Below are 25,003 nucleotides of genomic sequence, written 5' to 3'. Positions count from 1 at the left end.
CCTTGCTCCCTCTCGACGATTTGTATTTAAGTTGTCATATCGTTTGCAGAAGGTCAATCGCGGCAATTCGACCGCTTTGCGAGGGGAGATCGGACAGATGACGATGACAGCCACGATGCGCGCGGCGCTGATGAGCCTGATTGGTTTTGCATTAGTCCTATCCCCCGCACATGCCGCACCGCGCAAGCCGGTGATGGTCGGCTATGTCGCCGCGTTCAAGGGCATCGACATGACGATCGCGCGGACGCGACTGGATGATTACACCCATTTCAACATCGCCTTTGCCAATCCCGACGCGACCGGCGCGTTCGCTCGCGACGGGCAATTGACGTGCATGCCCGCCCCGTTCGGCGCAGCAACCACCGTCGCGGACCTGCGCGCGAAGGTGCAGCAGCTGGGCGCACAGGGTGCGAAGATACTGGTGTCGATCGGCGGCGGGGTCATCCCCGGCTGTTCGGGCGACTGGCGGGCCTTGCTCGCGCCCGAGCGGCGCGATGCGACGGTTGCTGCGCTGGTCGCACTATCCGATACGCTTGGGCTCGACGGGGTCGATGTCGATCTGGAGGGCGAATTGCTGACGGCGATCGACCGGGCGGGGGACTATACCCCGTTCATCGCCGCGCTATCGCGGGAACTGAAGGCGCGCGGCAAGCTGCTGACCTGCGCCACCGCATCCTATGAAGGCGGGATGATCCCGGTTTCGTCGGTCCCGTATTTCGATCTGGTCAACGTCATGTCCTACGACGCGATTGGGCCGGGCTGGGGGCCGGCGGGGGCCGAACATGCACCGCTGGCGATGGCCGAGCGTGATCTGAAGCTGTGGCGCGAACGCGGCGTCGCGCGCGAACGACTGGTGCTGGGCGTCCCCTTCTACGGCTATGGCTTCAACGGCCACGCGGCGAATTGGTCCTATCGCGAGCTGGTCGAGACCTTTCCGGAGGCGGCGAAGGCGGACGTGATCGGGAAGGCTTGTGCCGGTTGTCGCTACGTCACTTATAACGGCCCGACGACGATCGCGGCCAAGGCGCGCCTCGCCATGCGCCACGCCGCCGGGGTGATGGTGTGGGAATTGTCGCACGACAGCGCCGATCACGCGCTCGCCCGCGCCGCGCTCAAGGGACTTTCTGCGAACGAGTCGCGCGGCAGCGATTGACGCGACGATACCAATGCAACACATGTGGGTCGGGCGCCGATGCGCCCGGCCGAAGGTGGAGCAACGTCCTTGTCGCTGATCGAAATTGTGGGACCGCTCCACAAGGATGACCCCACCCCGCTCTATCTCCAGCTGCAAAAGATCCTGCGCGACGCGATCGACGGGCATGTGGTCAAGGCCGACGACGCGATCCCAACCGAGCGCGACCTGGCCGAAGAGTTCGACGTCTCGCGCATCACGGTGCGCAAGGCGATCGACGGGCTGGTCAGCGACGGGCTGGTCGCACGGCGACGCGGCGCGGGCACCTTCGTCACGCGGCCACGGGTCGAGAAGAGCTTCTCGAAACTGACCTCCTTCTCGCAGGACATGATCTCGCGCGGGCGGCGGCCGTATAGCGAGTGGGTGAGCAAGACTGCGGGCACGGTGACGCCGGAGGAGGCGCTGTCGCTCGGCCTGTCGCCGGGTTCGCTGGTCTATCGCTTTCACCGTATCCGCTACGCCGACGACACCTCGATGGCGCTCGAATATGCGACGATCCCGGCTTATTGCCTGCCCTCGGTCGAGGTGGTCGGGGACTCGCTCTATGCGGCGCTCGAGGCCAACGACCATCTGCCCGTGCGCGCGCTGCAGCGGTTGCGGGCGATCGCCTTCACCCCCGAACAGGCCGAAGTGCTGGGGATCGAGCCGGGCGCACCGGGGCTGTTCATCGAACGGCGCGGCTTTCTGTCGGACGGGCGCACCGCCGAGTTCACCCAGAGCTATTATCGCGGCGACGCCTATGACGTGGTCGCCGAACTCAACAGCAACTAGAGCATCGCGCGTAAAATCTGACCCACTTTGCCGTTTGTCCCCGGACTTGATCCGGGGTTGTCGAAGCACCTTTCCTGCGCTCAAAGAGGACAGTCTGCTGCCCTTCGACAAGCTCAGGGCAAACGGCTGTAGAGCGATCCAGATTAAACGCTGAACGCTCTAGCGCGCGAGACTAGCGAGATAGGCGGTGTGCGGGGGCAGTTCGGACAGCTGCTCGGCCACCCGCCCGCGTAAGGTCGCCAGCCTGCGCGCCAGTTCATCGGGCGCAAGGCCATCGGCGATCGGGTGCCAGCTTTGCGCCCGCACCCCCTGCCCCGCCAGCACGCAATACCAGTTGGTCGGGCCGAACAGGTCGCCCGGCTCGAACAGGATGTTGCCGGTCGCGCGGAACACCGCGATCCGCTCGGCCAGGCTGTCCGGGATCGGCGCGGCGGCAATGTCGCGCCAGAAGTCCGTGTCATCGCGCCCGGCCAGCGCATAATGCGCGATGACGAAATCGCGGATGCGCTCGACCTCGTTGATCGTCTCACGGTTGAAGCGCGCGGCGATGCCGGGGTCGAAGCCGTCGCGCGGCAGCAGTGCGAGCAGCCGGATGATCGCGGTCTGGATCAGATGGATCGAGGTCGATTCAAGCGGCTCGAGAAACCCGCCGGCGAGGCCGATGGCGACGCAATTGCGGTTCCAGATCACGCGCCGATGCCCCGCAACAAAACGCAGCCGATTGGGGTCGGCCAACGCCTTCCCGGGAAGCCGATCGGTCAGCTTCGCCACCGCATCGTCGTGATCCAGATGCGCGCTCGAATAGACATAGCCATTGCCGTCGCGATGCTGGAGCGGGATGCGCCATTGCCAGCCTGCCTCACGCGCGGTCGAGCGGGTGAAGGGCGGCGGGTCGCCCTGCCGCTCCGACGGCATCGCCACCGCGCTGTCGCACGGCAGCCAATGGCACCAGTCGACATAGCCGCTGTTCAGCGCGCCCTCGATCAGCACCCCGCGAAAGCCCGAGCAATCGACGAACAGATCGCCATCGATCGTGCGGCCGTCGTCGAGCAGCAACGTATCGATGAACCCATCCTCGGGATCGAGGCGCACCTCCGCCACCTTGCCCTCGACCCGCACCACCCCGCCTGCTTCGGCATGGCTGCGCAGGAAGCGGGCATAGCCGGCGGCGTCGAAATGCACCGCGTGATGCACCGGCCCGTGCCGCGTCGCGGGGGCGAAACGCCCGGCGCGTGCCGCCAGCGTTTCCAGATTATAGGGCGCATGATCGCCTGCGCCGCCCTGCGCCAGATGGCGCAGCCAGTAATGGTGGAAATGGATCCCGCCCATCTCGATGCCGAGATAGCCGAACGGGTGGAAATAGGAGGCGTCGCGCCCACCCCAGCCATCGAACTGGATGCCGAGCTTGATCGTGCCGTTGGTGGCGCGGAGGAACTCAGCGGGGTCGATGCGCAGATAGCGGTTGAAGTCATGAATCGGCGGGACCGTCGCCTCGCCGACGCCAACCGTGCCGATCGCCTCGGATTCGATCAGGGTGATGGCATGGCCCTGCCCCGCCAGCGCGCGGGCGAGCGCAGCGGCAGTCATCCACCCGGCGCTGCCCCCGCCGAGGATGACGATGCGGCGTATGGGCCGGGTCCGCGCGCTCATGCCGATCCTTCCTTCAACTGGGCGAGTGCCTGAGCATGGGTCGGCATCGCGCGCACTTCGGCGGCGATGGCGCGCAGCTGGCGCTGGAACTCCACCATCAACTGCTGTTCGTCGACCAGCATCGCCTGTGGGTCGGGGCTGCGCGGAACGATGCCATGGCCGGCCATGCATAAGGCCCAGCCATCCTCGACATGCGCCTCATGGTCGCCCTGCGCAAACATGCCGCGCGCGGCGAACAGGTCGCGCTTGGCCGCCAGCGCTGGCGAGACGGGGGCGGCACGTGCCGCGTCCCAAAACGCCCCGGTGCGACGGGCGAGGTGGAAATGCTGCGCGGAAAAATCGTCGATCCGCGCGCGCGTGCCCGCCAGTTCTGCGGTGTAGAGCGCCGCCTCCGGCATCGCATCGCGGTCGACCGGCCAGAGCAGGATCAGCTGAGCGATGGCGAGTTGGAGTTCGAGCAGTCCGGCGGCGGCGAAGGTCGCGGACTCGCCATCGGGTTCGGCGATCGTGACGCGGTTGCCGCTCCAGCCGGGCTGACGGCGAGCCTCGACCGGCTGCGGTGTGTCCGCATCGACCGACCCTCCCACAGCCTCCGCCATCGCCGCGCGGGCACCAGCGTCATCCATCTGCGCGCTCGCATAGTGGCATGCGACCGCCAGCCGGTCGCCGAGCGGGGTCAGCATTGTCCACCCCGCATCATGCGCGACGACGCGGCCGTAGAGCGGAACCGGATCGCGCCGCTCCGCCGAACCCAGGATCATCCGGTCACAGCGCGGCGGCGCCCCCGTTGCCGCAGCCGACCAGCCGCCATCAGCATCGACCAGCAGATCGGTGTCGGGCGGCGTATGCTGAGCGGGCTCGATCCGCACGCCTGCGCCGCCGCATGCCTCCCGCAGCAGCGCGGCGTAGCCCGCGGCGTCGAGGTGCCAGCCGTGCTTCACCGCCTGCCGCGTCGCCGGATCGTGCGGCTGACCGATCCGCCCCTGTTTCGCGGCGACGGCGGCGAGGCAGAATTCCTCCAGCGGCACCCCCAGCCCGGCATGCCGCGCGCGCGTCCAGTGCTGGACGAAGGGCCGTCCGGCAAAGGGCGTCCCGGCGTCGCCATAGGCGTGCAGGAACCCGCTCCCGTCCCCCGCCCATCCGGCATAAAGCTGCCCAAGGCTGAGTGTGCCCGCCGCCCGGTCGATCAGCGCCGCGTCGGAAAGGCCAAGCAAGCGGTGGAAGGTGACAAGATCGGGCGGCGCGGCGAGCGCGGCATGCGGCGCGGGCAGCGTTCCAGTGTCGTACCACGTCACCGCGACGCCCAGCCGTCCATAAGCGCGCGCAAGCGCCAGCGCCGCCATCGGCGCAGCAATGCCGCCGCCCAGCACCGCTACGCTCCGCACCGGACTCACAGCGCGGGGGCCGGGCAATAGCGCGCGACGAACTGCGCGTGCGATGGCGCGTCTGCGATCCCCTTCGCCACCGACGCGGCGAACCCGTCGAGCCGCTGCGCCAGCACGTCGTCGGGCATCGCATCGGCGAGCCGGTCGCCGGTTCGCGGCACGATCCCCTGCCCCACGAACACCGCCTGCCAGCTCGTCGGGCCGAACAGGCCGTCGCGATAGGCCGGGACATGCCCGCGATGCCGGAACGCCTCGATCCGCCCGTGGAGCGACTCCGGCAGCTCCATCGTCGTCACCGCTTGCCACAGCGGCGCATCGGCCTCGTTCGCGGCGTAGTGCAGGATCAGAAAGTCGCGGATGCGGTCATATTCGACATCCATCACGCGGTTGAATTCGGCGGGCAGCGCCGGGTCGATCGCGGGGCCGTCGGGCAGCAGCGTCAGCAGATGCATGATCGCCATCTGGACGAGGTAGATGCTGGTCGATTCGAGCGGCTCGAGAAACCCGCCGGCCAGCCCCATGCCGATGACATTATGCGCCCACGCCCGCCGCCGCCTCCCCGCCTTGAACCGCAGCACGCGTGGGTCGGCGAGCGCCGCGCCATCGAGATTGGCGAGCAGGGTCGCCGCCGCCTCATCGTCGGAGATGTGCGCGCTGGCATAGACATAGCCATTACCGGTGCGGTGCTGGAGCGGGATGCGCCATTGCCAACCCGCCGGGCGGCGGGTCGAGCGGGTATAGGGGGTGAAGTCGTCCGACCGCGCCGACGGCACCGCGACCGCGCTGTCGCAGGGCAGCCAGCGCGCCCAATCCTCCAGATCGACGCCAAGCGTCTGGCCGAGCAGCAGCGAGCGAAAGCCCGAGCAATCGACGAACAGGTCGCCGGTCACCTGCGCGCCCGATGCCAGCGTCACGCTCGCGATACCCCCGCTCTCCCCATCACGTTCGACGGTGACGATGCGTCCCTCCACCCGATCGACCCCGCGCTCTTCCGCCCAAAGGCGGAGGAAGCGGGCGTAGAGGAAAGCGTCGAGATGATAGGCGTAGGAAAACGCGTTGCGGACATCCCCCGCCGCACCATTGGGCAGCATGAAGCGATTGGCCCAGGCCATGGCGATGGCGATGCAATAGTCCGGCAGCGGCGCGGCGCGGCCCGCCGCATTGGCGCGCGCCCAATAGCTGAAGAAATCCGCCTCGCCGATCGGACGGCCAAAGGTGCCGAACGGGTGGATGTAACGATCCCCCTGACGGCCCCAGTTCACGAACTCGATCCCCAGCTTGAAGCTCGCCTGGGTCGCCGCCATGAACGCGACCTCATCGAGGCCGAGATAGTCGTTGAAATCCTTCATCTGCGGCAGCGTGGCCTCGCCAACGCCGACCGTCCCGATCTCTTCGGATTCGACCAGCCGGACGCGATAGCGCGCGGGGTCCAGCTTCGCCGCGCACGCCGCGGCGCACATCCAGCCGGCGGTCCCGCCCCCGACAATCACCAGATCGAACCGCTTGGTCATTGCCAAAGCTTACCGCCCCAAGGCGACGGCGCCAGCCCCGTCAGGAACTGGCGCCGCACCCTGCATCAGAAGTTCAACCGCAGGCCAAGCTGGAAGCGCCGGTCGTTCTTGAACCACGCGTTCGGCTTGAGCAGCCCGGCCGAGTCGACCTGCTGGTACAGAACCGTATCGGTGCTGAGCAGGTTCGAGCCTTCGAGGATGAACTCCATTTCCTTGGTCGCGCGGACCCGGATCGACGCGTCGAGATAGCCGGTCGCGCCCTGCCAGATCGGGAAGCCGACACAGCAATCGATCGCGGTGACCAGATATTTGGAGCGCCAGTTATACGCGACGCGCGCCGACACCTTCCCCTTTTCGTACATGCCGACCAGGTTGAAGCTGTGTTCCGACACGCCTTCGAGCGCGCGGGCCTTTACCGTCGTCGCATCATAGGAGATGCCGCCGCCGGACGTTCCAGCACCGGTCTCGTTGGTCAAATTGACCGTCTCGATCCCGTCATTCTTGACATAGGTGTAGTTGGCCTGGACGCCGAGGCCGTCGAACGGTCCGGGCAGGAAGTCGAAGAAGGTCTGGAACGCGACCTCCGCACCATAGATGCCGGCGCCTTCACCATTGACCGGACGGTTCAGGCGCACCTGCTCCGTCACGCCGTTGTTCGCGATGGTCAGGTTGAACTGGCCGGCCTGGATATAGTCGTAGAACTGCTTGTAGAAGCCGGTGACCGTCAGCGATCCGGCACGCGCGAAGTAATATTCAAGCGTCAGATCGACCTGATCCGCCGTGATCGGCTTCAGCCCCGGATTGCCCGACGTCCCGGTATATTGCCAGTTATACGCAGTCGGATTGCCCGCCGCGTCACGCGTGACATTGGGGTCGCTGCGATCCGACAAATTGGGCGACAGCCGGTTGATGTTGAGGAAGTTGCGCAGCAGCCCGATGTCCGGCCGCGACATCGCCCGCGAATAGGCAAAGCGCGACACCAGCTTGTCGGTCAGGTCGAACTTCATGTTGAAGCTCGGCAGTGCGTGGAAATGGTTGACGCGGGTCGTATCGCCCACCGTCGCACCATTGTTGAACGCAATTTCGGTCGGCGTGATGACGCAGCCCGCGGTTGCGGTCGGATTGCCCGCGCCATCGATGCCGCGCACACAGGTCAGATCGGTCGCATTGAACGGGTTGGCAAAGGTCGTCGCACCGACCGTCGCATCCTCTGTCCAGACCAGCCGGACGCCAAGGTTGCCCGAGATCTTCACGCCGCCGATCGCCAGACCGTCGCCGCCGAACTTCGCCATCGCATAGGCGGCGGCGGTGCGCTCGCTCACGCGATGGATTTCGCTGGGCAGATAACAGCCATAGTCGCCGGTGACGGTCTCACCCGCGCGATAGCCCGCATTCGAGCAGACCGGGAAATACTCGCCAACGCCAAGCGCGGGACGCCCCAATGTGCTCGCCAGCGTCGCGCGGTCGACCAGCCGGTCCATGTTGAAGAACACGAAGGAATGCTGGTTGGTCTGATTGCCCGCGAAGAAATCCTGCCCGAAGGTGTGGATCGCGTTGCTGCCACCGGGATAGACTGGCCGGTTAACGTTGAAATAGGGCGCCTGGGTGTAGGTCCAGGTGTTGGCGATATTGGCCCAGTTATACGCACCCCAGCGCACCGTCTGGTCGCGATCGGCATAGCGTGCGCCGACCTTGATCGCATCCAACCAGCTCGATTCCACCGCATATTCGGCGTCGAAGCGCAGCGCGATCTCCTCGCCATCGCTGTCCTCGGTGTGGTCGGTGATCGCGTAATAGTGATAGTTGCTGGCGTTGGTGAGACCACCGGGCGAGAGGTTGATATTGTCCGCAACCGGCGAGAATTCCAGGCGCGGATAGTCGCCGGTCAGGTCGACAAAGGTGTTGGCATAGGTGCGCGACAGGACCGATGCGTTATAGTTGTTGACGCTCGCATCGACATATTGCGCATCGAAGGTCAGGCGCAGCCGCTCGGCAATGTCCCAGCGGAAGTTGAGGCCATAATCCTGCGTGATCTGCTTGTTACGCAGCGCGTTGGCGGACGTATCGACCTGCGGCGCACGGCGGGCGTTGGTGCAGCCTTCCCATGCATAGCAGCGATTGTAGAACGCCTGCCCGGCCTCGTTCACGCCCAGGCCCAGATTGTCGTTGCCTTCGCCGACATAAGGACGCGGTGCCGACCACCAGCCGGACAGGAAATTCCCGTCCGAATCGAACGCGAAAGGTGCCGTGCCCTCCAACGGCGCGACCTGGCTGTTATCGCTGTACCGGAAGTCGCTCGGGCGACCATAAAGGTCCGGGTTGAAGGCGCTGGAGAACACCGAATGTTCGCGCCAGCTATTGTCATATTGCGAGCGGTTATACTGACCGGTCAGCTGCATCTTTTCGTCGAGCGATTTCCACTGCACCGCCGCCGCAACGCCGTACCGCTTGCGGTTATAGAGGTTGTCGCGCAGCGAAATGCCGCTCGGAATATATTGCGTGCCGGGGCCAAAGGCGCCGTCGAAGATGCCCATGCGTTCGAACTGCACGCCCTGGCTCGACGTGATCGCGTGCGAATAGGCACCGTTCACCATCACGCCGACCTCACCGATGCCGGTCATCCAGCGATCGGAGAAGATGCCCGACAGGTCCGCCGTCGGCTCTTCGGCAATGTCGCCATAGCTGCCCTTGATCGACAGCGAGATCAGACGCCCGGGGCTGTCGAACGGAACGCGCGTGCGCAGGTTGACGGTGCCGGCGATGCCGCCTTCGATCAGGTCGGCGGTCTGGTTCTTGTAGACATCGACGCCGCCAAGCAGTTCGGGCGAGATGTCCTGCCAGCTGAGCCCACGCGAGCTGTTCGCGCTGAACACGTCGCGGCCGTTGAATTCGGAGCGGACCTGGCTGAGGCCGCGGACGATGACACCCGACGGTTCGGCCGAGAAGTGCGACGTGTCGTCGGTGCCGGCAAAGCGCACGACCGTGATGCCGGGTACGCGCTGAAGTGCCTCGGCCACCGACTTGTCGGGGAAGGACCCGATATCCTCGGCGGTGATCGAATCGACCACGGTGTCGGCGTTGCGTTTGCGGTTCTGCGCCGATTCGAGGTTTTCGCGGATGCCGGTGATGACGATCGTGTCGCCGTCATCGGGTGCGGTCGTTTCCTGGGCCAGCGCCGGTGCGCTGATTGCGCTTGCCAGTGCGGCGATGCAGATCCCTTGCAGCAGGCGGCGCCCATGCGCAGCCGCGACTGTCCGTTCGATCATATGCCCTATCTCCCCATTTTTCCCCGGCCTCCGCTCGCTCCCTACGAACTTCGATGAGACCAATTACGCCATTGGGCTATTACCAATAGACTACAAATCCAAGATGCTGTCTATTGCAAATTTGCGACCGCGCATGAATTGTTCGTGGTCGGCGGGAGTGGCGATAGGGGGAGTGCGCGATGCGCCTGATTTCACTGGATGTGTTGCGCGGCCTAACCGTCGCGGGGATGATCCTGGTCAATTCGGCAGCGGCGATGAAATGGGGCGCAGAGGCCGATGTCGTAGGGATTCTGCTGCACAAGAGCTGGGATGGCCTGACCGTCGCCGACCTCGTCTTTCCCGGGTTTCTGACGATGGTGGGGATCGCCATCCCCTTCTCGCTGCGCGACTCGACGCCGGGGCAGCAAGGCCGCGCCTTGGCGCGCGCGGGTCGGCTGATCCTGCTCGGCCTGATGCTGTCCAACCTCTATTGGGCGGCAGACTTTGCCGCGTCCGAGTTTCGCGTGTTCGGCGTGCTGCAGCGAATTGGGCTGGTCTATGGCGCCTGCGCGCTGCTGTATCTCGCGTGCGGGCCGCGCGTGCGGATGGTGCTGATCGCGGTACTGCTGATCGGGTATTGGCCGCTCACATTGCTCCCCGCACTCGACGGACTACCCAATGATTTATGGCAGCGCGGGCATAATTTCGTCGCCTCGCTCGACCGCTTCGTGCTTGGCACGCATCTCTATGTGCAAGGGCCGGAAGGCTATGATCCGGAAGGAATTCTCGGCACCCTTCCCGCCATCGCCCAAGGGCTGATCGGCGTCGCGCTGGGCGAGATGTTGCGGGATCGCAGCGGCAGACGCACCCGCGCACTGGCGATTGCGGGTGGTGCGATGGTCGCACTGGGTGTGGCGTGGAGCTTTGCCTTCCCGATCATCAAGGACATCTGGTCGAGCAGCTTCGTGCTGGTCACCGCCGGCATCACGACGCTGGCGCTCGCTGCGCTCCATCCGCTGCTCGACCGCGAAGGCCGCGCACCCGGGCTCGCCGCGACCGCGATGATCGCGTTCGGGACCAATGCCATCGCCGCCTATACGCTGCACCAGGTGACCGCAGGGGTCGTGGCGTGGGACCTGTTGCTGACGCCCTTCCACGCGACGCGCGCGACGCTGGGCGATCCGCTGGCGTCGCTGACCCCGGTGGCGCTGTATATGGTGCTGATCTGGGCTGCGATGGAGTGGCTGCGGCGCAAGAACTGGATCATCAAAATCTGATGGAGGAATACCTCTTGATGAGACCAATATAACAACTATAGTACCAGAAGCGGACGCGGAATGCGTCACAATCGGGTAAGGAAGGGCGGCAATGGCGGGGGCAACGGCAATGGCCGAGCGCACCACCCTGATGGAGAGCGAAGCCGGTGAGGCGGCGGACGCGGTCACGCGCCTGCTCGACGTCAATTGCGCCGCCTTTGACCGGATCGCCGCGCGGCTGATCGCGCATCCGCCGGAGGCAGTCATCACCTGCGCGCGCGGGTCGTCCGATCATGCCGCGACCTACGCGAAATATCTGATCGAGACGCATATCGGCGTGCCGGTCGCGTCGGCGGCGCTGTCGGTCGCGACGTTGTTCGACGCACCCTTGGTTTCGGGCAACCGGCTGGTCATCGCTATCTCGCAATCGGGCCGCAGCCCCGACCTGCTCGCCACGGTCGCGATGCACCGGCGCGCGGGTGGCTATGTCGTAGCGCTGGTCAATGCCGAGGATGCGCCGCTGTGTGCGCTGGCGGATGAGGTGATCGCCCTGTCCGCCGGGACTGAGCGATCGGTCGCTGCGACCAAATCCTATATTGCCTCGCTCGCCGGTATCGCGGCGCTGACCGCTGCCTGGGCGCGCGACGCCGCGCTCGCGGCGGGGGTGGCGCAGCTGCCCGACACGCTGCGCGCCGCCTGGGCGCTCGACTGGTCGGCTGGCGTTTCGGCGCTGGTAGAGGCGGACAATCTGTTCGTGCTCGGCCGCGGTCATGGCTATGGCATCGCGCAGGAAGCGGCACTCAAGTTCAAGGAGACCTGTGCCCTGCATGCCGAGAGTTTCAGCGCAGCAGAGGTGCGGCACGGGCCGATGGCGATCGTCGGACGCGATTTTCATATCCTGGCGTTTGGCGGCAGTGATCGCGCGGGTGCGAGCGTGCGCGAAACTGCCAGTGAATTCCGCGCACGCGGCGCACGGCTGCTGCTGGCCGACCCCGTCGCCGCCGATGCCGACCTGCCCGCGCTGACCGCGCATCCGGCGATCGAGCCGTTGCTGATGGTGCAGAGCTTCTATGGCCTTGCCAACCGGCTGGCGCTGGCACGCGGGCTGAACCCCGACGCGCCGCCACACCTGCGCAAGGTGACCGAGACGTTATGATCGTTCGCATCGTCAACGGGCGCATCGCGACGCCGAAACAGGTAGTCGAGTCGGCCGATATCACCGTCGCTGGCGATCGAATCGCTGCGATCGGACCGGTCGCATCGGGCCGCGCCGACAGCATCATCGACCTCGACGGCGGCTGGCTGTTGCCCGGCTTTATCGATTGCCAGGTCAATGGCGGCGGCGGGGTGTTGTTCAACGACCATGCCGATCCGCAGGCGATCGCCGCAATCGGCGCAGCGCATGCCGGGTTCGGCACCACCGGCTTCCTGCCCACGCTGATCAGCGACACCGCGCCGCAGATCGCCGCCGCGCTCGACGCAGTCGATGCCGCGATCGAGCAAGGCGTTCCGGGCGTGCTCGGCATCCATATCGAGGGGCCGTTCATCAACGCTGTGAAGCGCGGCATTCACGAGGCGCACCGTATCCGCAAGCTCGACAGCGAGACGCTGGCGTTGCTCACCGCGCCGCGCCGCGGACGGGTGATGCTGACGCTCGCACCCGAGCAATGCGCGATCGAGGATATCGCCACGCTGACCCGCCACGGCGTGATCGTCAGCGCCGGACACAGCGACGCGACCTATGACGAGGCCAAGCGCGCGATCGGCGCGGGGCTGTCCGGGGTCACGCATCTGTTCAACGCGATGTCGCCTTTGCACCACCGCGCACCGGGGCTGGTCGGCGCGGCGCTCGATTCCAACATCTGGTGCGGACTGATCGTCGACGACGCGCATTTGCATCCGGCAGCGGTGCGGATCGCGGTCAAGGCCAAGGGCGTCGACCGGCTGATGCTGGTCACCGACGCGATGCCGACGGTCGGCACCGACGCGAGCGAATTCATGCTGCAGGGCAAGCGGATCATCGTGCGCAACGGCGTGTGCGTGTTCAGCGACGGTACGCTGGCGGGCACGCATCTCGACATGGCTTCGGCCCTGCGCAACACGGTCGAGGTCACGGGATTGTCCGTCCCCGATGCCGCGACGATGGCGAGCACGACCCCGGCGCACTTCCTGTCGCTCGGCGATCAGCGCGGCGCTCTTGCCACCGGGCTGCGCGCCGACTGGATCTGCCTCGACCGCGACCTGCGGCCGGCCGGCACCTGGATCGGCGGTATCCCGCTGGCCATCGACGCTCCTGCGCGCCTGCGCGCGTCTCAGTAACGAAAGGACCGGCGGCACGATGGCGCTGATCATCACCTCGCCGCTCCGGGGCTGGGCCGCCCCGCTCGATTCTGTTCCCGACCCGGTGTTCGCAGAGCGGATGATGGGCGACGGCGTCGCGATCCACCCGCTCGACGACACCGTCTGCGCGCCATGCGACGGGGTGATCGTGACGCTGCACGACTCGGCTCACGCGGTGTCGCTGCGCAGCGATGAGGGCGTCGAGCTGCTGATCCATGTCGGGCTGGAGACCGTGGCGCTCAACGGACGCGGCTTTACCCCATTGGTGGCGGCTGGCGCGCGCGTGCTGCGCGGCGACCCGCTGATCCGCTTCGACCTCGACGCCGTCGCGCTCGCCGCCGTGAGCCTGATCACCCCGGTCGTCGTGACCAATGCCGAAGCCTTCACGATCACGCGCCGCACGATCGACCGCGCGGTCGGCGCGTGCGAGGAGCTGATGGCGCTCGAACCGGTCGCGCAGGCGCCGCGCCGCTGGTCGGACGACGGCACCGTGATCGCGCAGACGGTGACGCTGCGCCTGCCCCACGGCATCCACGCCCGCCCCGCCGCACGGATCGCCGAATGCGCGCGCGGATTTGCGGGAGATGTGCATCTGGTGCTGGGCGACCGGCGCGGCGATGCGCGCAGTCCAGTCGCGCTGCTCGCGCTCGGCACGCGACTGGGCGACAGCGTGGTGATCGAGGCGCGCGGCGACGATGCCGAACACGCGCTGGCGGCGATGGTCGCGCTGCTCGAAAGCGATATGGGTGAGAGCGCGGCAGTCGCCACGCCCGCCCCGCTTGCCGCCACGTCGCTGGAGCCGGGCCAGATCGGCGGGGTGATCGCCTCGCCGGGGCTGGCGATGGGGCCGGTCGTGCGGATCGATCGATCGGCCATCGCCGTGCAGCGCGAGGGCGCCGGCGTCACCGTCGAGCGGGAGGCGCTCGCCGCTGCGCTGGTCGAGGTGGGCGCGGGAATCGCGGCGCGGATCGCCACGGGCAGCAGCCAGGTCGCGGCGGTGATGTCCGCGCATCTCGCCCTGCTCGATGACCCCGGCCTTGCGTCCGCCGCCGATGCGCGGATCGCCGAGGGGACCAGCGCCGGCTTTGCGTGGCGCGGCGCGGTGCATGACCAGATCGATATCCTGCGCGCGACTGGCAATGCCCATCTCGCCGAGCGGATCGATGATCTGATCGATATCGAGCGGCAGGTGCTGGCGGTGCTGACCGGCACCCCCGCCGACGCCGATGCAGCGCCGCCGGGGGCGATCCTGGTCGCCGACGACCTGCTGCCCTCGCAGCTGGTGACGCTGGCCGCATCGCGCCCGGCGGGACTGTGCCTCGCGCGCGGCGGGCCGACCTCGCATGTCGCGATTCTGTGTGCCGGGATGGGGCTGCCTGCACTGGTCGCGATGGGCGATGCGCTCGACGCGGCGCAGGGCGGCACCACGCTGCTGCTCGATGCCGAAGCGGGATGCGCGACGATCGCACCGAACGAGGCGGACAGCACTGCGTTTGCCGCGCGGATCGCGGCGCGCGACGTCCGCCGCAATGCCGCACGTTCGAACGCAGCCGAGCCGTGCCACACCGCTGACGGGGTGCGGATCGAGCTGTTCGCCAATCTCGGCAGCGTCGAGGACGCGGTTGCCGCCGCCGCGCAGGGCGCCGAGGGTTCGGGGCTGGTGCGCAGCGAATTCCTGTTCCTCGGTCGCGACTCCGCGCCCTCCGAAGACGAGCAGCACGCCGCCTATCAGGGGATTGCCGAGGCGCTTCCGGGACTTCCGGTGATCGTGCGCCTGCTCGACATCGGCGGCGACAAGCCCGCCGCCTATCTGCCCTTCGCCGCCGAGGAGAATCCGGCGCTGGGCCAGCGCGGTATCCGCGTCGGCCTCGCCCATCCCGAATTGCTGGCGACCCAGCTGCGCGCGATCCTGCGCGTCCGGCCAATCGGCCAGTGCCGCATCATGCTGCCGATGGTGGCGAGCGTTGCCGAGGTCCGCGCGGTGCGCGCGCTCACCGATCGGCTGCGCGGCGAACTCGGCATCGCCGACCCGGTCGAGATCGGCGTGATGGTCGAGACGCCGGCAGCCGCGATCACCGCCGACCTGCTGGCCGCAGAGGCCGATTTCCTGTCGATCGGGACCAACGACCTCAGCCAATATGTGCTGGCGATGGATCGCGGTAATCCGGCGGTCGCGGCTCAGGTCGATCCGCTCCACCCGGCAGTGCTGCGGATGATCGCCGAGACGTGCCGCCGCGGCGCGGGTGCCGGGCGCTGGGTCGGGGTATGCGGCGGGCTCGCCTCCGATCCGCTCGCCGTGCCGATCCTGATCGGACTGGGCGCGACCGAATTGTCGGCGGTCCCCGGCTTCGTCGCCGAGGCCAAGGCGATCGTCCGCGCACTCACGCTGGCACAGGCACAGGCGCATGCCCGCGCCGCGCTCGACTGTACCTCAGCTGCCGAAGTCCGCGCGCTTGCCCGCGCTTTTGCGGAGAGCCACACATGAAAAGGATTTTCGAAGCGCTCCAGCCGCTCGGCCGCGCATTGATGCTGCCGATCGCGGTGCTGCCGATCGCTGGCCTGTTGCTCCGGATCGGCCAGCCCGACCTGCTCGACATCGCCTTTATCTCAGCAGCCGGGGCGGCGATCTTCGACAATCTCGGCATCCTGTTCGCGATCGGCGTCGCGACCGGATTTGCGCGCGACGGCAATGGCGCGGCGGCGCTGGCGGGGATCACCTGCTATCTCACCACGACCACCGGGGCGCAGACATTCCTTGTCGCGCCGGCGGACATCGGCGCCGGCCTGCCCGAAGCGGCGACAGCGCTCGCCGCCAAAGCCTGGGCCACCGGGCAGATCGACCGGCTAGAGGTGCCGATTGGCATCCTGTCCGGCCTGATCGGCGGCAAATTCTACAACCGCTTCGCCACCATCGCGCTGCCCGAATATCTCGCCTTTTTCGGCGGGCGGCGCTTCGTCCCGATCGCGTCCGGGGTCGCCGGCCTGCTGCTCGCAGCGGTGATCGGCTATGGCTATGCGCATATCAGCGGCGGACTCGACGCGGCCAGCCGTGGCGTGGTGGGATCGGGCGAGCTCGGGCTGTTCGCCTATGGCGTGCTCAACCGGCTGCTGATCGTCACCGGGCTGCATCACATCATCAACAATGTCGCGTGGTTCGTGATCGGCGATTTCGGCGGCGTCACCGGCGATCTGCGCCGATTCTTCGCCGGGGATCAGAGCGCGGGGGCATTCATGTCGGGGTTCTTCCCGGTGATGATGTTCGGCCTGCCCGCCGCCTGCCTCGCCATGTACCACGAGGCGCGCCCGGAGCGGCGCAAGGCGGTCGGCGGGATGTTGTTCAGCCTCGCCTTCACCAGCTTCCTCACCGGCGTGACCGAGCCGATCGAGTTCAGCTTCATGTTCCTCGCGCCGCTGCTCTACGCGATCCACGCGGTGCTGACGGGGCTGTCGATGGCGCTAATGCACCTGCTTGGGGTCAAGCTCGGCTTCGGCTTCTCGGCCGGGCTGTTCGACTATGTCCTCAATTTCGGGCTGTCGACGCGGCCCTGGTTGCTGCTGCCGGTCGGCGCGGTCTATGCGCTGCTCTATTACGGCCTGTTCCGCTTCTTCATCCGCAAGCTCGACCTCGCGACACCGGGGCGCGAGCGGGAAGCGGCCAGTGCGAGCGAAAGCCCCGTCGTCGCGGGCGGACGCGGCGCACAGTTCGTCGCCGCGCTCGGGGGCGCGGGCAACCTGACCAGCGTCGACGCCTGCACCACCCGGCTGCGGCTGATGGTCGTCGACCAGGGCGCAATCGACGATGCCGCGCTGACCGCACTCGGCGCACGCGGCATCATCCGCCCCTCCGCCAACGCCGCGCAAGTCGTACTCGGCCCGCTCGCCGACCTGATCGCGGAGGAAATCCGGGCAGCGCTCGGCAAGCCGCAGAGCACGCCGACAAGCGCCCCGACGCAGGTCCCGTCGGCAGCACCCACGGCGCTCGACCCGGCCCTGGTCTCGGCGCTGGGCGGAGCGGCGAACATCATCGCCTGCCGCGCGCTGCATGGCAGGTTGCGAGTCGAGGTCGCGGTGGCCGAGCAGGTCGATCCGACGGCCCTTGCCGGCGCGACCCGCGGCATGGTTCAGCCCGAGGCCAGGGTCTTCCACCTCCTGCTGGGGTGATTTGGAGCAATCCCGGGTGTCCGGACACGGCGCCCGGCGCGTGCGTCCCGATACGCCCTCTGACGACGCGCCATGCCGCCGACGTCTCCGTCAGTAGATCGACTGGCGCAGTCAAGGTCGCGGGACGCAGTGTTGCCGATCGGATCGCTGAAGCCGTCGCCGACGGGCGACTGATCCGGGACACCGACGGTCGCTATCGCCTCAGCTCGGACGGTGTTGTATCCAGCCTGCTGAGCTCAGACACCCCGACATTGTCGACGCAAGGCACAGTCTCCGCGCCGTGCCACTTCCTCAACGCAGCCTTGTTCACGATCGCTTATGGCGAGGCTCAGGTGCCCTATGCCTGTCACGCCTGTTACAAGATCTGGGCCCGCCCGGACACGTTGCGCGCGTTGTTCGCGCTCAAGAACGTGCTCAAGATCAAGGTCGAGGTGCTAAATCCGGTCAGTCCCAACGTCTATCTCGGAATCGTCTATGGCGGCGATCTAGGAGCACTGCGGCGCCCGGGCCAGGCGCTGACGTTCCGATGGAGATCCGGCGCGGGTGCCAGAATTATGAGCGATTGTGCGGCCCCTCCGACCGCTACACGTTCGATCCGGCACTGATGCGATCATCGGCAGCAGCGTGTTCGCCGCCGATGCCAAAGACCCTACGGCGCCGTTCGACCGACGCGTGCGCGCGATGGACGCGCTACTGCTGGAATCGACAATGCGTCGCGAACTCGCGCACGCCCGCGACGGGGTCGAGCGGCGGGTCGCCGTGCTGCCACTGCCGGAAAGGCTCTCACGTCCCCTGGTTGGCGAAAGACCGCTGGTCCTGAGAGGGGGCGTGAAGCCGTGCGCTATGCCGGTGATCCCACCGTAAAATCCGATTACGCCATCCGCGTCAGGCGCAACCCCGATGGCGCGGTCGTCACCCGCACCCTGTCACCGCGCTGTAACCGGGCATCGATCGTCTGCGTGCCCAGCCGAACCGCAACCTTCGCATCGGACTGCGCAGTCAGCACTGCTTCCTCCAGCTGCCCCGCGCGCCAGGCGAGATCGACCCCGATATTGCCGCGCGCACGCAGGCCCATAACGCGCCCGCTCGGCCAGGCGCGGGGTAGCGCGGGGAGCAGGTGGATCGTGTCCGAATGGCTCTGCATCAGCATCTGGCCGATCCCCGCCGCCCCGCCCAGATTGCCGTCGATCTGGAACGGCGGATGCGCGTCGAACATGTTGGGATAGGTGCGGCTGGGCTGGAGCAGCATCTGCAGCACCTTGTACGCCCGCTCGCGCTGTTCGAGCCGCGCCCACAGGTTGATCCGCCACCCGATGCCCCATCCGGTCGCCTCGTCACCACGGATTTCCAGCGACCGTCGCGCCGCCGCCGCCAGCTCCGGGGTCCGCTGCAGCGTGATCTGCTGCCCGGGATACAGCGCATAGAGATGGCTGACATGGCGGTGGTCGATCTCGGGCGCATCCATATCCCAGTCGTCGAACCATTCCTGCAACTGCCCCGCCCGCCCGATCCGGTCAGGCGGCAGCTTCGCCCGCGCCGCCGCAATCTTGCCGCGCAGCTCGGCGTCGCGCCCGAGCACTTCAGACGCCGCCACGGTGTTGTCGAACAGATCGCGCAGCAACTGGCTGTCCATCGCCGGCCCGGCACAGATCGAGGCGCCCGGCCGGTGCGAATTTTCCGGCGAATTGGACGGGTTCATCACCAGCTCGCCCGTGCGCGGATGCGGCACCAGCGTGTCGAGGTAGAATTGGCAGGCCGACGCCATCAGCGGGTACAGCTCGGCCAGGAACGCGCGGTCGCGGCTATAATCCCAATGGTCCCACAAGGTGTTGAGCAGCCACGCCCCGCCCAGCGGCCACATTCCGTAAAAGGCGGAGGAGTTGACCGTCGTCTGCCGCCACAAATCGGTGTTGTGATAGACGACCCACCCGCGCGCACCCCAATCGTTGCGCGCGGTGCGCTGGCCGGTGATCGCCAGCTCCTTGGTCATGCGCAGCAATGGCTCGACCAGCTCGCCCAGATTGCCGCCGTCGGCGAGCCAGTAGTTCATCTCCGCGTTGATGTTCAGCGTCCATTTGGACTCCCATGGCGGCGCGGTCCGCTCGTTCCAGATGCCCTGCAGGTTCGCGGGCTGGCTCCCCGGCCGGGACGAGGCGATCAATAGATAGCGCCCGAACTGGTAATAGAGCGCGGCCAGCGCGGGATCGTCGAGCGCAGCCGACCGCGCGATTCGCTGGTCGGTCGATAGCTCCGCAGCCGGGGTGCGGCCTAGGTCGATCGACACCCGGCGGAACAGCGCACGATGGTCCGCCTGATGCGCGGCGAGCAATTCGCTCCAGCTCTTGCCGCGCGCCGCCGCAATATCGGCCCGCGCAATCGCCGCGGGGTCACCGCCGATATCGTCGAACCGGCGATAGCTGGTCGCGGTGGCAATGATCAGCACCACCTCGTCCGCGTCCTCGATCCGGATGCCGTCGCGACCATTGGTCTGACGGCCACCCTTGCGGCGCACCTGCACCCGCGTCTCAAAGCGGACACCGCCGGGGATGCCATGCTGCGCCGGGCCGATGCCGCGCATGACCAGCGTGTCGCCATCCTCGACATTGGTCTCGGCATCCTGCGGCGTGGACAGCGAAAGATTGACCGTGATCGCCCCCGCCGGAGCATCGCTCGACAGCCGCAGCGCGACGACGCGATCGACCGCGGAGGCAAACGCCTCGCGCAGATGCGTCACCCGGCGCAGCTTGAACCGCGTCGTCGCCAGCGCGCCATCCAGATCGAGCGTGCGGCGATAGTCCCGCGCATTCTCGATCCCCTGAAACAGCAGCAGCACGTCGCCGATCGGCTGGTACGACATCTGCCGCGCGGGCCGCCCGACCAAAGTCTCGTCGGCGAGGTCCTGCGCTTCCTTATACTTGCCCGCCCAGACGAGCTCACGCACGCGCGGCAGCGCCTCGCGCGCCTTGGGATTGCTACTGTCATAGGGCGATCCAGCGAAGAACGTGTCCTCGTTGAGCTGGATTCGCTCATTGGCGATGCCGCCAAAGATCATCGCGCCCAGCCGCCCGCTGCCGATCGGCAGCGCCTCGACCCATTCGCTGGCCGGCGTGTCGTACCATAGCAGCGTATCGGACGCCGCCGACCCCGCGCCCGCCGCCGGCAACGCACCGGCGATGGCGAGGCCAGCCCCCGCCTTCATCGCATCGCGGCGCGACAGCTTTGGCGTGTCCATCAGCCGCGCCGTCCCGCCAGCGTGAACAGCATCGCCGTCACCGGCGGCACCGTCACTCGCCGCGCCGGGCGGCGCGACACGGTCGTCAGCGTCGTCGCATCCTTCGCAGCCGCCGACGGCCCGGTCAGCACCATCACCCGCGCCTCGGGCGACGCAGGCAACTCGACCGTGACCGGTGCATCGCCCTGATTGATCAGCGCGATCCGGTCGCGACCGTTCTGGTGCAGCGCATAGTAGCCGAGATCAGGGTTAGGCACCGCATTGGCCTCCAGAAAGGTCGCGCCGTCGAGGTTCTGCGCGAACTGCGTTCCGAAATAAAGCGGACGGCGCGAATAGCCCTTGGATGGCGTGCCGACGATCGGCGAGTAATTGCCATAGCCCCCGCCATGCCAGTTGACCCCGATCCAGCCACGCCGCGCCCAATCCAGCATCCGGTTCGCGCCCCACACTGACGCCGCATGGACGTCCGACACACCGACCTTGCCGCCATCCCAGCAGCTATTGCCCTCCGACATGCGGTAGGGCAGCCCCGACACGCGCCGCGCATCCTCGACCACGGTGTAGCCCGCCTGCTTGAACGTCGCCGTCTTCGCCTCGGCCAGTTTGAGCTGGTCCAGCGTCGCCTCGGGCGATCCCGCCGGCCCCATCGCGTAATAATGGCCGGTCAGCATCGTCACATCGGGATAACGCGGCGCGGCGGCGGCAAAGGCGGTGAGATAGTCGAGCTTGTTCGAAATCCCCGGCCCGGCGAACTTCAGCCCCGGCGCGGCGGCGATGATCGCCGCATGGAAGCGCGCCCACTCCGCCACATAATCGGCGGGAGTCCAGGTCGGCGGGCGATAGCGGTTGCGGAACACGTCCGGCTCATTGCCGATCTGGATCGCCTGAAGTCGGGGGCCGAGGATACGTTGCACATCCGCCGCCTCACGCGCCGCCTCTTCCGGCGTCGCATGCGCCATGTTGAGGCCATAGAGGCAGCTCCACCCGGTCGCGTCCAGAAACCCGCGCAAATTCTGCAACGCCTTGATCGAGACGTTCAGCCCCTCGCGGTTGAGCTTGTTATGCTCCGGCCCGTGGATCTCGAACGTCGGCGGCACGGTGCGGTCGCCGATATAGGCGGTATGCTCGCCCGACGATCCGCCCAGCCGGATGCTGCCCGATGGCGACAGCCCCTGGATCAGGCGCACGAACGCCTTGTTCTCGGGGGAGAAGTAGCCGGGGTTGGACAGCTGCGCGCGCTCGAACGACAGGCCGACATAGTCGCGCGGGATCGTCGCACCGGTGCGCGTCGCATCATATTCCAGCGCAATCACCCGCTCGCCCGCGACCGCGATGCGGGGCAGTGCCGCCACGCCACTCGCCAGCGCCAGCATCTCGACGAACTCACGGCGCTTCATGCAGCCTCTCCAACTTTTCGCCGCGCCTGATGCGCAGTCATATGATTATCATATGTCTGAAAAACCTGTAAGACAAGCTCGGCCACAGGGGAGAGGACATGCGGCGCATCGGAAGGAACATTCGGTGGTCAACCACCGCGATTCTGGCGCTCGCCTGCGCCACTCCCGCCGCCGCGCAGCTCGACGGCAACTCCGACGAAGCGCAAGTCGCCCCCTACCAGCTCCCCGATCCGCTGATCGCCGCCGATGGCCACCGCGTCGCGACGCCGCAGGACTGGCGCAAGCGCCGCGCCGAGCTGATCGCGCTGTTTGAAGCGAACATCTACGGCGTCGCGCCCCAGCCACGGCGGCAACGCTATATCGTCGAGGAGCAGGGCAGCGCACTGGGCGGCCTCGCCGTGCGTCGCCAGATCACCATACTGCTCGACGGTCACCGCACTGGGCCACAGATGCGCGTGCTGCTCTATCTGCCCGCCGCTGCGCGCGGCCGCGTGCCGATATTCCTCGGCCCCAATTTCCACGGCAATCAGGCGATCCACCCCGACCCCGCAATCCACATCACCCCCGGCTGGGTCACCCCGGCACCCGGCATCCGCAAGGGCAGCGCCACGCTGCATTCACGCGGCATCGACGCATCCGAATGGCCGGTCGAAGCGATCCTGAAGGCAGGTTACGGCGTCGCCACCTATTTCACCGGCGACCTCTATCCCGATGGCGACGGTAAGGTTGCCGAAAGCATCCACCCTTTCTTCGGCACCAGCCCCTCAGACCCCCAACGCTGGGGCGCGATCGCGACCTGGGCCTGGGGCCTCAGCCGCGCGCTCGACTATCTCGCGACCGCCCCCGGCGTCGATGCGCAGCGCGTGATCGTGTTCGGCCATTCGCGCTACGGCAAGGCGGCGCTCTGGGCGGGCGCACGCGACCCGCGCTTCGCCATGGTCATCGCGAACAATTCGGGCGAGGGCGGCGCCGCGCTCTACCGCCGCAACTTCGGCGAGACGATCCGGGTGATGAACAGCTACTGGTTCGCCCCGCGCTTCAAGACCTTTGCCGAACGTGAGGCGGAGCTGCCGGTCGATGCCCACATGCTGATCGCCCTCGCCGCTCCCCGCCCGGTCTATATTGCCAGCGCCACCGAAGACTGGTGGGCCGACCCAAAGGGCGAATTCCTGGCCGCCAAAGCTGCTGACCCGGTCTATCGCCTGCTCGGTGCTGGCGGGCTGGATGCCAAAACGATGCCCCCGCCCGACCACCCGATCCACTCGCGCATCGGCTACCACCTCCGCACCGGCCCCCACGCCCTCACCACCAGCGACTGGACCCACTTCATCGCCTTCGCCGACCGCTGGCTCAAACCTTCTATCCTCCCCCGCCAGGGGGAGGATGAGTTTCCTAACTGCTGCGCGCACCCCCGATATTGACCCCATAGCGCGGCCATTCCGGCCGGATCAGGTGATGGCGGACATAGGGCGTGCCCGCGCAAGTCAGCTCGATCACCGTCGTCGGATCATCCGGCGCTTCATCGGGAAGCCCCGTCAGCCGCAGCGCAATCGCGTCCTGCGTGAACGCCACCGACTCCCCGGTCTTGAGCAGCCGCGCCGACAGTATCTTCGTCCGCACCCCGCCCACCGCGACGACGGTCTCGGGTTTCAGCGCGTCCAGAACCTGCGCCGCCGGACTCCCCGACGGCCAAAAATAGACATGGACGTAGAGCTTGTCCTTCGCCTTGGTGAAGTTGGTATAGTTGCCGAACGCCCCCGCCGCGCGCCCGTCGCAATCATAGATCGCCGCGCCGTTGGTACGCAGCCACGCGCCGACCTGCTCCAGCGTATCGACTGACGCGCGCGGCACCGATCCGTCCGCTTCGGGGCCGATGTTGAGCAGGTAATTGCCGCCCTGCTGCACGCACAAGGTCAGCTCATTGACCAGTTTGCGCGCCGGTTTCCATTCCTGATCGCTGCGCTGATAGCCCCAGCCATAGTTCATCGTCATGCACGATTCCCACGCGCGTTCGCTCGCGGTGATGCGGTGCTCGGGCGTCGCGAAATCGCCGGTCAGGCCGTTGCGGTTGTTGACGATGATGTCGGGCTGGAGGTCGAACACCATCCGGTTCATCGCGTCCGCGCGCCACTGCTCCGGCGTCAGCGGCCAGTCGACATCATACCACAATATGTCGATCTTGCCGTAGTTGCTCAGCAGCTCGCGGATCTGCGCATGGGTGTAGGCAACGAACCGCTCGCGCGCCGCCGCATCGTCCTTGCACCGCGCGCCATCGGGATGATGCCAGTCCATCAGCGAGAAATAGAGGCCGACCCCCAGCCCCTCCGCACGCGCCGCCGCGACGAACTCGCGCACGATATCGCGCTTCGCCCCCTGTTTCGCCGCGTTGTAATCGGTGGTGGCGGTGTCCCACAGGCAAAAGCCCTCATGGTGCTTGGTCGTCAGCACCATGTAGCGCTGCCCCGCCCGCTTCGCGAGCCGCGCCCATTCGCGCGCCGCACCCGGCTTGGGCATGAACCGGCCCGCCAGCTTCTCATAGTCGGGGATCGCAATCCCCTCGGATTCCATCACCCATTCCTGATGCCCGATGATCGAATAGAGCCCGTAATGGATGAACATCCCGAACTTCGCATCGTGCCACCATTTCATCCGGCGCGCGCGGCTATCCTCCTGATAGGGCAGCAGCGCCGTCGCGGTCGCGGCACTCGCGCCATCCGCCTCCTGCCCCGCCGCCGCAGCGGTCAGCAGCGGGAGCGCACCCGCGCCTCCGGCCACACCCAGGAAGCTGCGACGATCGATCGGGTTCATGCCTGTCTCTCCTGACGAACAAATGGCGGTCGTTGCGCGGGGACAGGCACCGGGT

At 67.1% G+C, this 25,003-nt stretch carries 16 protein-coding genes; 9 read left to right on the top strand and 7 right to left on the bottom strand.

What is annotated here, in order from left to right; all coding sequences use genetic code 11:
• Positions 1 to 97: 97 nt before the first annotated feature.
• Complete coding sequence (locus tag VGN66_RS05775; protein WP_327517906.1) at positions 98 to 1,153, top strand: glycosyl hydrolase family 18 protein; 1,056 nt, start codon at positions 98 to 100, stop codon at positions 1,151 to 1,153.
• Between the two features lie 69 nt (positions 1,154 to 1,222).
• Positions 1,223 to 1,963, top strand: a complete 741-nt coding sequence (locus tag VGN66_RS05770; protein WP_224923093.1) for a GntR family transcriptional regulator — start codon at positions 1,223 to 1,225, stop codon at positions 1,961 to 1,963.
• Between the two features lie 159 nt (positions 1,964 to 2,122).
• Here VGN66_RS05770 and VGN66_RS05765 read toward each other — a convergent pair whose 3' ends face one another.
• The 4 genes from VGN66_RS05765 to VGN66_RS05750 all read right to left on the bottom strand — a co-directional run bounded on the left by VGN66_RS05765 (position 2,123) and on the right by VGN66_RS05750 (position 9,775).
• Complete coding sequence (locus VGN66_RS05765) at positions 2,123 to 3,613, bottom strand: tryptophan halogenase family protein (protein ID WP_327517905.1); 1,491 nt, start codon at positions 3,611 to 3,613, stop codon at positions 2,123 to 2,125.
• Positions 3,610 to 5,007, bottom strand: coding sequence for a tryptophan 7-halogenase (locus VGN66_RS05760; RefSeq protein WP_327517904.1), 1,398 nt, complete (start codon positions 5,005 to 5,007; stop codon positions 3,610 to 3,612). Before VGN66_RS05760 ends, VGN66_RS05765 begins: the two co-directional genes overlap by 4 nt.
• Positions 5,004 to 6,509, bottom strand: coding sequence for a tryptophan halogenase family protein (locus VGN66_RS05755; RefSeq protein WP_327517903.1), 1,506 nt, complete (start codon positions 6,507 to 6,509; stop codon positions 5,004 to 5,006). The genes VGN66_RS05760 and VGN66_RS05755 overlap by 4 nt, the downstream gene beginning before the upstream one ends.
• A 65-nt stretch (positions 6,510 to 6,574) precedes the next feature.
• Positions 6,575 to 9,775, bottom strand: coding sequence for a TonB-dependent receptor (locus VGN66_RS05750; RefSeq protein ID WP_327517902.1), 3,201 nt, complete (start codon positions 9,773 to 9,775; stop codon positions 6,575 to 6,577).
• A gap of 179 nt (positions 9,776 to 9,954) precedes the next feature.
• On the opposite strand from VGN66_RS05750, the gene VGN66_RS05745 reads away from it, so the two are divergent.
• From VGN66_RS05745 to VGN66_RS05720, 6 genes are all read left to right on the top strand, one after another.
• Positions 9,955 to 11,031, top strand: a complete 1,077-nt coding sequence (locus tag VGN66_RS05745) for an acyltransferase family protein (RefSeq protein ID WP_327517901.1) — start codon at positions 9,955 to 9,957, stop codon at positions 11,029 to 11,031.
• 91 nt (positions 11,032 to 11,122) lie between these two features.
• Entirely contained in the window at positions 11,123 to 12,166 is a 1,044-nt protein-coding gene (locus tag VGN66_RS05740; protein ID WP_327517900.1) for an SIS domain-containing protein, read from the top strand.
• Positions 12,163 to 13,329 carry an N-acetylglucosamine-6-phosphate deacetylase gene (gene nagA, locus VGN66_RS05735; RefSeq protein WP_327517899.1) on the top strand — a complete coding sequence of 389 codons (1,167 nt, stop codon included), beginning with the start codon at positions 12,163 to 12,165 and terminating at the stop codon, positions 13,327 to 13,329. Before VGN66_RS05740 ends, nagA begins: the two co-directional genes overlap by 4 nt.
• A gap of 19 nt (positions 13,330 to 13,348) precedes the next feature.
• A complete protein-coding gene (gene ptsP / locus VGN66_RS05730) occupies positions 13,349 to 15,835 on the top strand; it encodes a phosphoenolpyruvate--protein phosphotransferase (protein ID WP_327517898.1) in 2,487 nt (828 codons plus the stop codon).
• Positions 15,832 to 17,511: an N-acetylglucosamine-specific PTS transporter subunit IIBC gene (gene nagE, locus VGN66_RS05725; protein ID WP_327517897.1), complete on the top strand. Its 1,680-nt coding sequence runs from the start codon at positions 15,832 to 15,834 to the stop codon at positions 17,509 to 17,511. Before ptsP ends, nagE begins: the two co-directional genes overlap by 4 nt.
• Positions 17,512 to 17,762: 251 nt before the next feature.
• Positions 17,763 to 18,116: a hypothetical protein gene (locus VGN66_RS05720; RefSeq protein ID WP_327517896.1), complete on the top strand. Its 354-nt coding sequence runs from the start codon at positions 17,763 to 17,765 to the stop codon at positions 18,114 to 18,116.
• A 266-nt stretch (positions 18,117 to 18,382) separates the two neighbouring features.
• Here VGN66_RS05720 and VGN66_RS05715 read toward each other — a convergent pair whose 3' ends face one another.
• Together VGN66_RS05715 and VGN66_RS05710 are read right to left on the bottom strand one after the other, a co-directional pair.
• Positions 18,383 to 20,743, bottom strand: coding sequence for a glycoside hydrolase family 95 protein (locus tag VGN66_RS05715; RefSeq protein ID WP_327517895.1), 2,361 nt, complete (start codon positions 20,741 to 20,743; stop codon positions 18,383 to 18,385).
• Positions 20,743 to 22,140 carry a hypothetical protein gene (locus VGN66_RS05710; RefSeq protein ID WP_327517894.1) on the bottom strand — a complete coding sequence of 466 codons (1,398 nt, stop codon included), beginning with the start codon at positions 22,138 to 22,140 and terminating at the stop codon, positions 20,743 to 20,745. Before VGN66_RS05710 ends, VGN66_RS05715 begins: the two co-directional genes overlap by 1 nt.
• A gap of 98 nt (positions 22,141 to 22,238) precedes the next feature.
• Between VGN66_RS05710 and VGN66_RS05705 the strand changes: the two genes are divergently transcribed.
• Complete coding sequence (locus tag VGN66_RS05705; protein ID WP_327517893.1) at positions 22,239 to 23,561, top strand: hypothetical protein; 1,323 nt, start codon at positions 22,239 to 22,241, stop codon at positions 23,559 to 23,561.
• On the opposite strand, the gene VGN66_RS05700 is transcribed toward VGN66_RS05705, so the two are convergent.
• Entirely contained in the window at positions 23,533 to 24,948 is a 1,416-nt protein-coding gene (locus VGN66_RS05700; RefSeq protein WP_327517892.1) for an alpha-L-fucosidase, read from the bottom strand. The two genes, VGN66_RS05705 and VGN66_RS05700, sit on opposite strands and share 29 nt — an antisense overlap.
• Positions 24,949 to 25,003: the final 55 nt, after the last annotated feature.

The sequence above is a fragment of the Sphingomonas sp. genome, from assembly GCF_035998645.1.
GTDB lineage: Bacteria > Pseudomonadota > Alphaproteobacteria > Sphingomonadales > Sphingomonadaceae > Sphingomonas.
Note: the sequence above shows the minus strand (reverse complement) of the source record. Positions and strands in the feature narration are given on the sequence as shown.